Annotated in this window: 15 protein-coding genes; 6 read left to right on the forward strand and 9 right to left on the reverse strand. The window is 44.2% G+C overall.

From position 1 onward, the window contains the following. Positions 1-14: 14 nt before the first annotated feature. The 3 genes from NH462_RS13205 to NH462_RS13215 all read left to right on the forward strand — a co-directional run bounded on the left by NH462_RS13205 (position 15) and on the right by NH462_RS13215 (position 3,161). On the forward strand, positions 15-1,700 hold the full coding sequence (locus tag NH462_RS13205) for a DUF1566 domain-containing protein (protein WP_253106006.1): 1,686 nt from the start codon (positions 15-17) through the stop codon (positions 1,698-1,700). Positions 1,701-1,710: 10 nt separating this feature from the next. Then, on the forward strand, positions 1,711-2,214 hold the full coding sequence (locus NH462_RS13210) for a DUF1566 domain-containing protein (protein ID WP_253106008.1): 504 nt from the start codon (positions 1,711-1,713) through the stop codon (positions 2,212-2,214). Between the two features lie 176 nt (positions 2,215-2,390). Then, positions 2,391-3,161: a YggN family protein gene (locus NH462_RS13215; protein ID WP_010374226.1), complete on the forward strand. Its 771-nt coding sequence runs from the start codon at positions 2,391-2,393 to the stop codon at positions 3,159-3,161. Here the strand turns inward: NH462_RS13215 and NH462_RS13220 are convergent. From NH462_RS13220 to NH462_RS13250, 7 genes are all read right to left on the reverse strand, one after another. Continuing rightward, positions 3,156-3,989 (reverse strand): amidohydrolase family protein, encoded by an 834-nt coding sequence (locus tag NH462_RS13220; RefSeq protein ID WP_010374225.1) that lies wholly within the window; start codon positions 3,987-3,989, stop codon positions 3,156-3,158. The genes NH462_RS13215 and NH462_RS13220 overlap by 6 nt on opposite strands. 14 nt (positions 3,990-4,003) lie before the next feature. Continuing rightward, positions 4,004-4,732: an SDR family NAD(P)-dependent oxidoreductase gene (locus tag NH462_RS13225; RefSeq protein WP_010374223.1), complete on the reverse strand. Its 729-nt coding sequence runs from the start codon at positions 4,730-4,732 to the stop codon at positions 4,004-4,006. 2 nt (positions 4,733-4,734) lie between these two features. Continuing rightward, positions 4,735-5,223: a peptidylprolyl isomerase gene (locus tag NH462_RS13230; protein WP_010374221.1), complete on the reverse strand. Its 489-nt coding sequence runs from the start codon at positions 5,221-5,223 to the stop codon at positions 4,735-4,737. 101 nt (positions 5,224-5,324) lie between these two features. Next, complete coding sequence (locus NH462_RS13235; protein WP_253106009.1) at positions 5,325-6,740, reverse strand: LysM peptidoglycan-binding domain-containing protein; 1,416 nt, start codon at positions 6,738-6,740, stop codon at positions 5,325-5,327. 108 nt (positions 6,741-6,848) lie between these two features. Then, positions 6,849-7,829, reverse strand: coding sequence for a hypothetical protein (locus NH462_RS13240; protein ID WP_253106011.1), 981 nt, complete (start codon positions 7,827-7,829; stop codon positions 6,849-6,851). Then, the gene (locus tag NH462_RS13245; protein WP_010374213.1) at positions 7,829-8,113 is read right to left on the reverse strand and encodes a cell division protein ZapA; all 285 of its coding nucleotides are present in this window, start codon (positions 8,111-8,113) and stop codon (positions 7,829-7,831) included. The genes NH462_RS13240 and NH462_RS13245 overlap by 1 nt, the downstream gene beginning before the upstream one ends. Next, the gene (locus tag NH462_RS13250) at positions 8,113-8,340 is read right to left on the reverse strand and encodes a hypothetical protein (protein WP_010374211.1); all 228 of its coding nucleotides are present in this window, start codon (positions 8,338-8,340) and stop codon (positions 8,113-8,115) included. The genes NH462_RS13245 and NH462_RS13250 overlap by 1 nt, the downstream gene beginning before the upstream one ends. A gap of 234 nt (positions 8,341-8,574) precedes the next feature. On the opposite strand from NH462_RS13250, the gene rlmJ reads away from it, so the two are divergent. Beyond that, positions 8,575-9,417, forward strand: a complete 843-nt coding sequence (gene rlmJ / locus NH462_RS13255) for a 23S rRNA (adenine(2030)-N(6))-methyltransferase RlmJ (protein ID WP_010374209.1) — start codon at positions 8,575-8,577, stop codon at positions 9,415-9,417. A 137-nt stretch (positions 9,418-9,554) separates the two neighbouring features. Next, complete coding sequence (locus tag NH462_RS23030) at positions 9,555-9,806, forward strand: hypothetical protein (RefSeq protein ID WP_081629150.1); 252 nt, start codon at positions 9,555-9,557, stop codon at positions 9,804-9,806. On the opposite strand, the gene NH462_RS13260 is transcribed toward NH462_RS23030, so the two are convergent. Both NH462_RS13260 and NH462_RS13265 read right to left on the reverse strand, forming a co-directional pair. Continuing rightward, the gene (locus NH462_RS13260; protein ID WP_253106013.1) at positions 9,767-10,336 is read right to left on the reverse strand and encodes an alkylphosphonate utilization protein; all 570 of its coding nucleotides are present in this window, start codon (positions 10,334-10,336) and stop codon (positions 9,767-9,769) included. The genes NH462_RS23030 and NH462_RS13260 overlap by 40 nt on opposite strands. A gap of 107 nt (positions 10,337-10,443) precedes the next feature. Further along, positions 10,444-11,181, reverse strand: coding sequence for a transporter substrate-binding domain-containing protein (locus tag NH462_RS13265; protein WP_253106015.1), 738 nt, complete (start codon positions 11,179-11,181; stop codon positions 10,444-10,446). Positions 11,182-11,390: 209 nt separating this feature from the next. On the opposite strand from NH462_RS13265, the gene NH462_RS13270 reads away from it, so the two are divergent. Next, entirely contained in the window at positions 11,391-12,668 is a 1,278-nt protein-coding gene (locus NH462_RS13270) for an HDOD domain-containing protein (RefSeq protein ID WP_010374204.1), read from the forward strand. Positions 12,669-12,767: the final 99 nt, after the last annotated feature.

Raw genomic sequence — 12,767 nt, forward strand, 5'->3', positions numbered from 1 at the left:
TCATAAGGAATAATATGAATGCATTCAAGGGAAGTTGGGTTGTACTTGCGCTAATATTAACGGGTTGTGGTGGAGGCTCTGGGAGTGATGAACCGAGTCAAGTCAGTGCGTCGGTTAATGCGGGTGCTGATATCCAAGTGACCGAAAAAACAGAAGTCACCTTGAATGCTCAAGCATCACCTGCTGGCGGCACCTTTAACTGGCAGGTTATCTCTGGTGCAAACGTCAGTGAATTTCCAATTACGGAGCAACAAGCCGCTTTCGTTGCACCGGATATCAAAGCCGATGTCAATTTACTTATTCAGGTTGACTATGTTGCGCCTGATGGCAGTCTTGCAAGCGACCAAGTGACGGTTGCTATCAAATCTAACAATCAATTACCTATACCAAGTATTAGCCAAAGTGCACCGGAAACACTACCAGCCAAATATAAAGACACTATCGTCCTAAGTGGCGCAGGCTCTTCCGATCCAGATGAAAATGGCCAAGTGGTTGCTTATCAGTGGCAGCAAGTAAGTGGTCCCACAACAATACAGCCAACGGGGTTGAATACGGCTACTTTATCTTTTGTCCATCCATTATTGGCCAGCTCTCAGGCGTCAATCTGGCAGTTGACAATTACCGATGATGAAGGCGGACAAGCCAGTACCCAGTTTACCCTCGGGCTGCTTGCGAATTCGGATGTGGTAGTGGCAGATGCTGGGACCGACCAGCAAGTGCAAGAGTTTGATGAGGTCACGCTTGACGGTTCAAACAGTGATACTGTATCTGGTCAGAAACAGTGTGTATGGCGGCAGGTGACGTCAGGCACTCAGGTAGCATTAAGTTCTGTTACCGGGTGTTCAACAACTTTTAACGCACCAGATCAAAATATTTTGTCGCAAGTGGAATTTGAGCTGACCGTTACTGACTCACAAAACCGTTCTGCTACCGACACCGTGCGCATTGATATCGAGAAAAAGCCGTTAGGTAAGCTAAACGATAGTGGCCAAACTGCGTGTTTTAACAATACGGATGTGATCACCTGCAGTATGACGCAGTTTTCGGCTCAAGATGCGCAGCGTGGACGTGATAATTTTGCCACTCAGGTGGCGAAAGAGGGCAGTGGTCGAGCAGGTTTTGACTTTACCAAACTAAATCGCTTTGCGGATGAATTACCTGATGACGCTACGGACTTTGCTTGTGTTCGTGATAACGTCACAGGACTGATTTGGGAAGTAAAAGAAGCGAGCTCGGGTACATTACCAAACACTTCTTCTCGCAACGCACAAAATAGTTATACCTGGTATGTTGAGGTAGACGGAGCGATTGCTGAGGGGAGTGTGCAGGCTGCAGCAAATACAACCTGCCCCCAGGATAGTCACTGTGGTATTCAAGCTTTGATTGATGAGGTGAATAACCCTGCCGTTGGAGAGCAAAGTTACTGTGGTGGTAACAATTGGCGCTTACCAACTTATATGGAACTACTCGGACTGCTAGATTACGGCAGTGCAAGTAGTGCGGTGATAGATGAAGCGCTTTTCCCTAACTTACCTAGCACGACCACGCTTGGTCATCGTTATTTCTGGACCTTGCAGTCGAGTTTAGATGGTACCGGTGGCACGCTGAGAAGAGCTTATGTTATCGATATGGATACGGGCAATGATTTTGCAGTAGAAAAGTCTAGCAGCGCATTTGTTAGGTTGGTAAGGAACCCTTAGGGAGCGTGGTATGAAAATTATTGCAACTATACTATTTACTTTGTCACTCACGGCTGTTTGCCAAGCGCAAACTTGCGTTGGTACCGGCTCCAATACCAGCCGCTATACGATAAACAGCAACGGTACTGTACTGGATAGCCAAACGGGATTAATGTGGCAGCGCTGCAACTTTGGGCAAAGTTACAACGCAACTGCTCAAAGCTGTGAAGACAATGCTCAGCAACTTACTTGGCAACAGGCATTGATGGTTGCCAACGAAGACCAATTTGCAGGGTTTACAGACTGGCAAGTACCTAACGTTAAAGAGCTGGCCAGTATTGTGTATCATGAGTGTGTGACTCCAGCAATAAACATAACGGTATTTCCAACGACCAAAAGTAATAATTATTGGTCGGCAACGACCCAAACTAGCCAACCTCAGTTTGCTTGGGTGTATCAGTTTGCTGATGGTAAAAATAATCCAACTATTAAAACAGCGGATGCCTTTGTCAGGTTAGTGAGATACTATCAATAGCCCTTATTAGTGTTATTGCTACTGCCTTTGACACTAACGGGTATGGATTTCTAATATTGTCAGTCAGACATAGCTTGTTACTTTCATCCGTCTAAAATGGCTTTGGGATTGTTTGATCTTTTGGTACTCTCCGAAGCACCCCTTTCCCGTCTTACATTCTGCACACAGGAGGCCATATGAATCGATTACTCAGCGCGATAGCCTTGTCTTGTGCCGTATTTACGTCTTCTGCTTATGCTAACAATAAGTGCGATGTTGAACTTGGGCATGGTCTTATCATCACTGACAACGAAATTCGTATCGTTGATGATGGTCAGACCCGAATTCAAATCAACAATGATAGTCAGCTTTTTATTTTAGGCCGCTGGATTGAGTTAGATCAGGAAGGGGAGAAAGTGGTGCGCGAGTATTCTTTAGGAATACGGGATACCGTTCCTGAGCTGGTTAATCTGGCGACCGATGGCGTCAACCTTGGGTTGAGTGCAATTGAGCAAGTAGTTGAGGGGATGTCCGACAAAGAACCTGAAGTGCTCAAAACGCAGTTGCAATACGTTGAACGTGCGCTGATGGATAAGTTTAAGCGTGGAGATGATTTCTTTTTTATCGCACCACAGTCACTTTCTAAAATTGATGATTTCTTTACTAAAGAGATCAGCCAAAAAATTCACTCTGCTGTTCATGGTTCGTTGGGCTCTATTTTAGTCTCTTTGGGGGATGCATTTAAATCTCGCGAAGGGAATATCGAAGATCGCATTAACGATATGGGGCAACGCATGGAGATTATTTCGAAAGAGATAGATAAATCGCTGCAGAAAAAGGCCCATCAATTAGAAGAAAAAGCGGCAGAATATTGCGAGTGCTTAAACACCTTAGATCAAACGGAAGAAAAACTACAGCGTATAGTACCTGAGCTAGTTGCTTACGATCTCGTCCAGATCCGCTCATAATCCATAGCAACTTTTAGCATTGTCTCGGCTGAGTTTATGCCAAGTTGACGATATGCCTATTACGTCAAGATAGTCCTGCCATATTTGCCAATAGCTTTTTTGCATAAGAGAAACCGGATAATTCGAACCTAGCATTAGGCTCTCTTCTCCCGCATGTGTGATTAAGTGAGTAAGCCACTTAGAGAGTGTGAGTGGATTTCCTAACATTTCGTGGCCAGAGCACTTAATCATGACATTATTAAGCGCTTCAATGCGCCTTAATATATCTGTACAAGGGCTGGTAGCGTCAATAAACCCTGCATGGTTAAATACGATTTTAAGGTCAGCTTCTTGTTCTGCAAGTTGTAATAAAAGGTCGACTTTTTCGCTTTGTTTAAATTCTAATTGCGCCTCAAAATGTAGTCCGTGCTCGGCAAGACAAGTGAGATTTTCGAGCACGAAAGGCGCGGATAAACGTTGGCTGTCACTGCCTTCGGTGATGTCTCTTATCGCCACTAGGTGAGGATGTGCTAAATGCGCTATGGCTGCGCTAAATTGCTCAGGAGTCGCGTTGATGGGGGCATAACCGACGGCTTTAAAAGGAAAGCTGCCCAGTTCCTGATTTAACCAATGTAATTCGTTGATGGGATTTTGATTATCAAAACCGGCTTCCACATGCACTAAGGCTTCGAGTGTAAACTGTGAATGTTGGGGAAGACTTGTAAGGGTATGGTTCTGTCTTATTTTTTCCAGATTAGGCCAAGCGGGCGGGTTGTGCTTGAGCCAAGAATATTGTCCTAACGCTAAATCGAAAAAGTGTAGGTGGCTATCAATAACTCTCAGACTCATCACGCATTCCTTTTTTACTGTGCGGTATAACCGCCATCAATGCTTTGCAGGCTACCTGTAATAAAACTCGCATCTTCACTTAGCAAGAAAGCGACCAGCGCTGCAACCTCTTGCGGCTGCCCTAATCTACCCAACGGCTGTAACTGGGCTTCTTCTGCAACGATTTCCGCTTTATCAGCGCCGCTACGTGCGCAGTAACTATCAATGGCATGATGGAATAATGGAGTTTCAATTGTGCCAGGGCACACTGCATTCGCGCGAATGTTAAATTTGGCGTAATCCAATGCTGTGGTTTTCGCCATCGAAGCAAGCGCACATTTAGACAGGTTGTAAGCGAAGGAGTTAGGTTTACCAATAACGGCCTGATCCGAAGACATCAATACGATGCTACCGCTACCTTGTGATTTCATGCTTGGTAATACGGCTTGAATGGCAGCATAAGCGCCTTTCACATTCAATGCAAAAAGGGCATCAAATGTGGCTTCGTCGGTATCTTCGATTGTAGCACTCAGATGCTTCCCCGCGTTTGAAACGAGCGCATCTATTTTCCCTGTTTCTGCGACTATATCTGCAATTGTTGCTTTTACATCGGCGACTTTACTGACGTCACAATGGCGAAAAATCCCTTGTTCACTGGGCTGAATATCGAGGTTATAAACGGTGTATTGTTGCGATAGCAGCTTGTTGACAATGGCGGCGCCAATGCCAAAGCTGCCACCGGTAACGATGGCAACTTGGTTCATAATTAGTGTCCGCAGCCGCCAGCAGCGTGTACGTGACCATGTGAAATTTCTTCTGCAGTTGCTTCGCGTACAGAAAGGATCTCAACATCAAACGTTAGTGTTTTGCCTGCAAATGGGTGGTTTAAGTCGCAGTCCGCATTAAAGCGTCCTACTTTTACTACCTTAACCTGATGACGACCTTGGTTTGAATCGACAATAGCAGTCATGCCTGGCTTCCAAACTTTGCTGTCACCAATACCTTGAAGGTGCTTAATAGGAATGCGCTGTACTAGACCTTCTTGATATTCGCCATAAGCTTGCTCAGGCGTTAAGGTTACCGTAAAGCTATCGCCACCGGTTTTACCTTCAAGTTCACTTTCAAGACCAGGTAGCATGCCTTCAGTACCGTGCAGGTAGTTTAGTGGCTCGCCTTCTTTGCTTGATTCGATTTGGCTGTCACCTTCGTGAAGTGTGTAGTGAAACTCTACCACTGTGTTCTTTGCAATTTGCATAAGTAAACCTTAAATAAATAGTATTCGGTGACGCCATTTAGCATCCACCTGTAAAGCGTGTAGTTTACGTGAGTGCGCTTCTCGGACGCAAGTCTATCCCTTTAATTTGGGCTCTCACCTTGCTTTGGTTTGCCATGGCGCAGTATTGATTGGAGCGCTTCAATGCTAGAGATTGAGGAGCTAGCTGGTTGAGTCTTATTGCTTTTTGGCGCAGCAGGAGCCGGTAAAAATACCATTAACACTTTGCCCGGTTTTAATAGACTCTGTGCCGTGAGTGAATTCCAATTTAATAAATCTTTTACCGCGACCTTGTAGTGACGGCTGATTGTCCACAATGACTCACCTTGTTTTATGGTGTGGTGATGTTCCACTTGAGGTATGGGTTTGGCTTTTATTTCTTTAATATAAGGGCTTACATCATAGTCGACGAGTAAATCTAACTGCTCATTACTCTCGGAAACTAATAGCTTTTCGCCAACTCGGATCAAATCAGAGCGCTTATTGTTTAGCGCTTTCAGTGCACTAACACTCATCCCCGCATTTAATGCGATGCGGTAGAGTGTGTCGTTGGCTTTGACTGTGTAGCCTTGGCTGAAGTTTTCCCTGAAAAATGCACTTTTCAATAATGCTTGCTCGGATAACGGTAATAACACTTTGTGCGGACCGTTTGGAGAGCTTCTATGTTTTAAGATCCCTTGATTGAGTGCGTATAGTTGACGCTTTTTGATGCCACTGAGTTTAGCCAGTTGATTGACGTCAAATTGCTGTCCAATATCAAGTATCGACGTAGTGGCTTTATTGGGCAAACTTGGTATCTTAAAACCCTTGGGTGAGGTTTTTAGTAAGTGGCTGAGCGCTAAGAGTTTGGGCACGTAGTCTGCAGTTTCTTTTGGTAATGTTAAATGCCAAAAGTGGGTCGACTTTCCTGTTTTTTTATTTTTTGCGATGGCCTTTTTGACGCGCCCTTCACCACTATTGTAGGCTGCAAGCGCGTGTAGCCAGTCGCCATCAAAGCGTTCATGCAAGTACAGCAAATAATCAAGCGCGGCGTCGGTCGATGCTAACACATCCTGTCGACCGTCATACCATTCATCTTTCTTGATGCCGAAATGGTAGGCAGTGGCATCCACTAGCTGCCAAACTCCAACAGCATTTTGTTGCGATTTTGCTTTTGGTCTAAAGTCACTTTCGACAAAAGGAAGTAATGCGATTTCAATAGGAAGGCCTTTGCGTTCTACCTTTTTTACTACGTGATAAAAGTAGGGAGCGGCGCGCCTATTTACCACATTGAGATAATTAGGCTGTGATAAATACCATTTTATGCGCTTATCAAGTCTTGGGTGAGGTGCAGTATTAAAACTGAGCTTTTGGCGTATGTGTTGCCATAAATCATCGTCTCTGAGAGGGGCTTTAACAGTAGTGGCTTTGGGTGGTTTTACCTCAACTATAGCAAGAGGCGTGACAGGCTTTTCTACGGGCACTTGAGTGAGAGCCGACAAAATGGCTTGCCTGCTCACCTGTGGACTGCTACTGCTTTTACACCCAGAGAGCATGGTTAATAATATTAACCCGCTCAGCTGTATTAATACTCTGTTCATCCTTTAACTATACCGAGAGGTTAAGTTTTATTCAAAATTTCTTTGCTGTTGAAAGTGCTGCCACTGCAATAACGCGCGTTGCTGCATGTGCTTATCTGGATATAAAATACTTATTTTTTCAATTGCTTGCTGAGTGTCTTGTAACTCTAATAAAGCCAAAAATTGTGCTGGAGTGGTCAGCATTTCTGGACGATAGGGTTTTCCTGTTGCTGGTAATATCCAATCGAGTGCATAGCGATTAAAGTGAGTAATCGCTTGTTGCCACTGTGTAGTATGTGGTAAATGCGCAAGTGGGATCTGATCCACGCTATAACCTGCTATCAAGCCTTGATATTTTGGCAGATAAACACTGATGTCATGACCGCTAAAGCCCGTGACTTGAGTAAGCTCAACCACCAAATCTCCGAGCTCCACGGTTTTAGGCGCGTTATCAATGGCTTTACTCGATGGCGCTTGTGTGGCGAGCTTGGACCACGTTGCAATCCTATTTTTTGCTAGTGCAAGTTTGGCTTGCCACTTTGGCCGTTCACTTGGCTCAAGAAGCGCGATACGATTTTCACTAAGCATGACGCTTTGGTTAAAAAGCTCAAGCTGTGAGTGAAAGGCTGTCGTCAATGCGTTGGCTGATGTTGCCGTTGGACTTAGCCATTGTAAATTTGGATAAGCATGCTTGAGTAGCACTATGCTGGTGTCTTGTTTGATATCGGCATGCAAAGAGATTACGTAACAAAGCGGAACGGTGAGGCGCTTTTCTAATTCGTGGATAAAGGCTTCTGTGGCGACAAGATCGCCATGTATGGATGCTAACAGTGCACACTGTTTGCCAATAACTAAAGCTTGATTGGGCTGTAAAGCGCTATCTTTTCCTTGGATAAAATAAACCGCGTCATTGACTTTATGGAACTGGTTAGCATTGGTGGCGGTGCTTTTAAAACTTGCCGCCAATAGAGTGATAGCCCAAATAAGAGAGATGCTGCGTAAGATAGGTTTGCTCCAGTATGTCGGCATTATTCGCCTGCTGGCAGCACTAACTTGTCGATGAGCGTGGAAACGAATTCTGTGTCTTGCTGTTGCTTTGCTTCCAATGCTTGTAAATCATGACAAAGATGTAGGGCTGCGAGTAATAACGCATTGTGATCATTGCGAACGGTTGAGCGTTTACGCATTTCTTCTACACGTCGGTCTAAAAGCGCTACGGCGTTATGCAGCGCTTCTTCTTGATCTGGCGCACATGCAAATTGATGTGACTTGCCAAGTAACGTCACTGTTACTTGGTTATTCTGCTCAGACATTAGCTAGCCTGTTGTGTTTGCAACTTATCAAGTAGGCCAGATAAAGATGAACTAAATTCTTTTTGCTTTTCTTCGCTTTCTAGCATTTCAAGCTGTAGGGTTTCATTTTCATCGATGAGTTTTTGATTTTGTTCTTTTAGTGCCGAAACTTCCGATTTTAACTGGTTATTTTGGCTCAAAAGTTGGTCAATCAACTGGTCGAGTTTTTGGAGATCTTGGTTATTCATTAATGCGCTCATATGACTGTGATTTGTCATGCAAATGTAAAACAAAGCGGCTAAGGATGCTAGTGTTTACGCGACTTTCTGCTGATTTTTCTCAACTTTTAAGAGATAATGCCGATATTGGAATATTTTGTTCAGAAGTGATTCAGTCTAAAGTTAAAAATTGATGAATCATTGCTCAAATTTAGCTCAGGTTTATTTCACCTGTGTTGTTATTATTTTTATCAAGGCGGGGTTATGCTCAGTTACCGACATTCTTTTCATGCAGGAAACCCTGCCGATGTGATCAAACATTTAGTATTGGCAGAATCTCTGTCATACATGGCTAAAAAAGATAAGCCGTACGATTACGTGGATACGCACTCTGGCGCTGGTTTTTTTGAGCTGGCGAGCAGTGATGCACAAAAAACTCAGGAGTATCTGCAAGGCATCGCTAAGCTGTGGAATTATTCTGGATCCGTGTCGGCAATTAGCGATTATGTGGCACTAATCAAGTCTTTTAACGAAGGCGATAAATTAAGTCATTATCCCGGCTCTCCTAAGGTGGCGGAGCATTTCTTACGTCGTCAGGATAACGGCTGGTTTTTTGAATTACACCCAAAAGATCTAGAGCTGTTACAGCAAAATACGGCACATAAAAAGTCACTACGAGTCACAGGGAGTGATGGTTTTAAAGGGCTATTAGGATTGGTGCCACCAGCTTCACGTAGAGCCTGCGTGCTGATGGATCCTCCTTATGAGATCAAATCCGATTATGATGTTGCGGTTAAAAGCATCATAAAAGCGCACAAAAAGTTTGATTCCGGCGTGTATATGATCTGGTATCCCGTTGTTGACCGTGAACGCATTGATGCCATGGAGTCTAGCCTGATTGAATCTGGAGTGCGTAATATTCAAGTGTTTGAACTTGCCACCCGCGCAGATACCCAAGAACGAGGCATGACGGCTTCTGGAATGATGGTGATCAATCCGCCTTGGACCTTAAAGAAAACCATGGATCAAGTGCTGCCCGAGCTGGTTTCGTTATTGGCCGAGGATGATGGTGCGTTTTATCGCAGCATTCAATTAGTAGAAGAATAGTAAAAATAAACTGCTAAGCTATCTAGGGCCTGTTTACCTTTCAAGTTTGTTTTTGCAGCAGTTTGATTGGTATTTGTACAAGGCAGAGCCTGCGTAGCATAGTTATTCTATGTGAGTCAGGCGAGAACACAGTAGAAATGCTAATCAAGCGCTGCCCTTTGGGTTCACCTGAGTGCGCTTTGTTCATTGTTGCTCAACTTTTGCCTAGATTACTAGGCGGCAAGTCGAGCGTCGCGACCAAAACACACTCAGGAGAACAAAAATCAAACAGCAAAGATCAACAGGCCCTAGTCGATAAGGTATTGAAGATACTTAGCAGTTTATCTTGGGGGGTGTTAGCTAGCGCTAGTTATTTCTTAACAAACTTCGTTAAAATAACGATGTTTTGACCCTCTACACGGCCTTCAATATGCTCTGGGTTTGAAGGCGAAAGACGAATGTTACGTACCGCAGTGCCGCGTTTTGCAACTAGGCTACTACCTTTAACATCCAAGTCTTTAATCAAGGTTACAGTGTCACCAGCACTCAGCTTCACCCCGTTACTGTCTAAGTGGACAAGGTCGTCATCCTCTGCAAGTGCTTGATCAGCCCATGCTCGAGTCTCATCTTCTAGATACTGCATGTCTAATGCATCTTGAGCCCAACCATTATCTGGCGCGAGGCGTTTAAGCATACGGTAGGCAACAACCTGAACGGCAGGAACTTGGCTCCACATACTATCGTTTAAACAGTGCCAATGGTTGGCTTCTAAATCCTGTTGACCTTCAACCTGTGGTTTGCACTGGCTACAAAGATAAACACATTTGTCAGAATGCGCCTCGGCGACTGGTGGTACTTCGTATACTTCGAGACCATCCGTTGAGGTACATAGCTCACATTGATTGTTACTGCGCTCAGCAAGCGCGGCAGCGATAGTCATAATGATTTCCCAAGCTGTAAAAGCGCCATTATACCAAATGCGTCAATTGATGCTCAATTTATGGGAAGAATTTATGCGTATAACTTGATCTATGTCCAGAGCAGAGGTTATCTGCCACCTTTTGCGTGTATAGGTAGTTGTGAAATATACTGCTGTTCTATTTTTTCGATTTCACCAGTGTCTTTAAGTTGTGCGATAGCCTGATTTATCCGCTTAAGTAATCCTTGATGCTTAGCTAACAGGCGTAGCTGCAACATTCCTTCTGAATGTAGTTGGTTGAAGCTAAAAGCAATACCTAGTTGTTCTGACCAATATAATGCGGGCAAATCACCAATGATAATATGTTCAATTCGGCGTAAGTTTAGGGCCTGCAGTAGTTCCTTTTCGGATGCGAAATCAACCCGCTCGAATATGTGGTCATCATGGTAGTAGTAGCCTCTCACTGTCCCAACTTCAATACCCGCTAGGGTTAGTACTGGCGGTTGAGACTGACGAGTAACAACGTACTCTTTAATAGGTAGAATGGGGTCTGAATAGATAAATCTATCGTCTTGCTTTTGCTGCTCGTTCAGCCAATCTGGACTGATGATATCAAAATCAATTTGCTGCTTCTCTAAATAAAAGTTAGTGCGCTTTGCTGGGAGAAGCAGATTTTCGCCTCTGATCTTTGCCTTAACCAAAATGGCTTCTACCATTTCAGGTAGGATCCCAGGCGCATCTTCGCTGTGAGTAAAATAAGGGTAAAAGCTTCCCGAGCCACTTAAACTGTACTTTAAGTAGGGGACTTGTTCTGCCTTAGTCAAACCGGCAAAGGCGAATAACCAGACGATCAAAACTTGCTTCATGCACTCATCTTAGCTTAACTTTTCTTAGACAGGCAAGCCGCTGGCGTTCTGTGAATTAAAAGCCTACTCTTTATAAGGACTTAGTTTAATAAGTTGGTAACTTTTGGTTATAAGTGTTGTAAAATAGCGAAACTTTTTTATTGCTCGGGGCGTTACCATATTATACGCTCCGAGATACGTGGTTTCCTTTTACCTAATAAAGGATACGAATGTTAATGAGTGGTCCGGTGACTGAAGTACGTAAATCAGCGGTGCAGTATATTGCACGACAGGCCATTTTGCGGCCAGATCAAGAAGTCTTTGCCTATGAGTTGCTTTACAGAGACTCAGACAACAATGCTTTCCCAGTAGGGGTGAGCGATGGGCAAGCGACTGGGCGAATGTTTTTTAACTCCCTAATGTTTATCGGTGTAGACCGTTTGGCTGCGGGACAGCTTGCCTTTATCAACCTATCCGACGAATCCTTGCTGCAAGAATTACCTAGCTTATTAGCGCCACAAAAGATTGTGGTGGAAATCGTTGAGCGCTCTAAAAATATTCCTTCACTGGTGAATACAGTGACTAAGTTAACAGAGAAAGGCTACCGGTTTGCGCTAGATGACTACGACGGCACGTCAAAGTGGGATCCGCTGTTACCACTCATGGAGTTCGTCAAAATTGAGGTTGAGCAGCCAATTATAAAAACCAATATGACGGTAAAAAAGCTCAAGCGTCAGTATCCCGATATTAAGGTTATTGTTGAGCGTATTGAAACAAAAGAAGAGTTCGAGATCATCAAATCCTCTGGAGCTGATTTTTTCCAAGGTTTCTTTTTCGCCAAGCCTGAAATGCTCAACCATGGCAACGTGGAACCATCGAAAATGGTGGTCTTTCAGCTGCTACAAGCAACAGCCAGAAAGTCTTTATGCTTTAAAGAAATACAAACTAGAGTAAGCAAAGATCTGAGTTTAACCGCACGATTGCTAAAACTGGCGAACGCGAAAGCCGGTGAAGACAGATTAGAAATCAAGTCTATTTCTCAGGCCGTTGTGTATTTAGGTGAAGACGCAATTAGGCAGTTTGTTAAAGTACTCGCGTTGAGCGAATTGGGTTCAGATAAGCCCAGTGAGCTGACAAGAATGGGGTTAACTCGTGCCAAGTTTGTGGAAACATTTTTGATGCCAGGGGGCGAAGAAATGGCAGAAACCGGCTATTTACTTGGTCTCATGTCTATCCTAGATGTGATCCTTGATGTTGATCTTTCTGTGATTGCTGCGGAATTTTCTCTCGATGATTCGCTTTCCAGCGCGTTACTGAGTTATCAAGGATTGCTTGGTGGAGCGCTACGTTTAGCATTCGAAATTGAGCGCAATGACTGGCGCGAGGCTGAGCTTATTTTACAAGCTATTCGACCAGCAACACCGACCAATTATCTCTATGATATGGCGCTTTCTAGTCGAGCCTACGCAGATGAGATCCTCTCTATTGTGGCAGGTGATGAACAGTAGTTCTCACCTGACAATATGAAAAGGTAAGTAATAGGAGTTGCGGATAATTAGCGCCTTTCTAGCTGCCCATCTAAGCGCTAATGCTAGCTATTGGTAATA

It is taken from the genome of Pseudoalteromonas sp. OANN1 (assembly GCF_024124685.1).
GTDB lineage: Bacteria > Pseudomonadota > Gammaproteobacteria > Enterobacterales > Alteromonadaceae > Pseudoalteromonas > Pseudoalteromonas piscicida.

Coding starts and splice junctions, on each gene's coding strand:
- NH462_RS13270 (WP_010374204.1), top strand. CDS start 11,391: ATGTTAATGAGTGGTCCGGTGACTGAAGTACGTAAATCAGCGGTGCAG.
- NH462_RS13250 (WP_010374211.1), bottom strand. CDS start 8,340: ATGAATAACCAAGATCTCCAAAAACTCGACCAGTTGATTGACCAACTT.
- NH462_RS13215 (WP_010374226.1), top strand. CDS start 2,391: ATGAATCGATTACTCAGCGCGATAGCCTTGTCTTGTGCCGTATTTACG.
- NH462_RS13225 (WP_010374223.1), bottom strand. CDS start 4,732: ATGAACCAAGTTGCCATCGTTACCGGTGGCAGCTTTGGCATTGGCGCC.
- NH462_RS13260 (WP_253106013.1), bottom strand. CDS start 10,336: ATGACTATCGCTGCCGCGCTTGCTGAGCGCAGTAACAATCAATGTGAG.
- NH462_RS13220 (WP_010374225.1), bottom strand. CDS start 3,989: ATGAGTCTGAGAGTTATTGATAGCCACCTACACTTTTTCGATTTAGCG.
- NH462_RS13265 (WP_253106015.1), bottom strand. CDS start 11,181: ATGAAGCAAGTTTTGATCGTCTGGTTATTCGCCTTTGCCGGTTTGACT.
- rlmJ (WP_010374209.1), top strand. CDS start 8,575: ATGCTCAGTTACCGACATTCTTTTCATGCAGGAAACCCTGCCGATGTG.
- NH462_RS13205 (WP_253106006.1), top strand. CDS start 15: ATGAATGCATTCAAGGGAAGTTGGGTTGTACTTGCGCTAATATTAACG.
- NH462_RS13230 (WP_010374221.1), bottom strand. CDS start 5,223: ATGCAAATTGCAAAGAACACAGTGGTAGAGTTTCACTACACACTTCAC.
- NH462_RS13210 (WP_253106008.1), top strand. CDS start 1,711: ATGAAAATTATTGCAACTATACTATTTACTTTGTCACTCACGGCTGTT.
- NH462_RS13245 (WP_010374213.1), bottom strand. CDS start 8,113: ATGTCTGAGCAGAATAACCAAGTAACAGTGACGTTACTTGGCAAGTCA.
- NH462_RS13240 (WP_253106011.1), bottom strand. CDS start 7,829: ATGCCGACATACTGGAGCAAACCTATCTTACGCAGCATCTCTCTTATT.
- NH462_RS23030 (WP_081629150.1), top strand. CDS start 9,555: ATGCTAATCAAGCGCTGCCCTTTGGGTTCACCTGAGTGCGCTTTGTTC.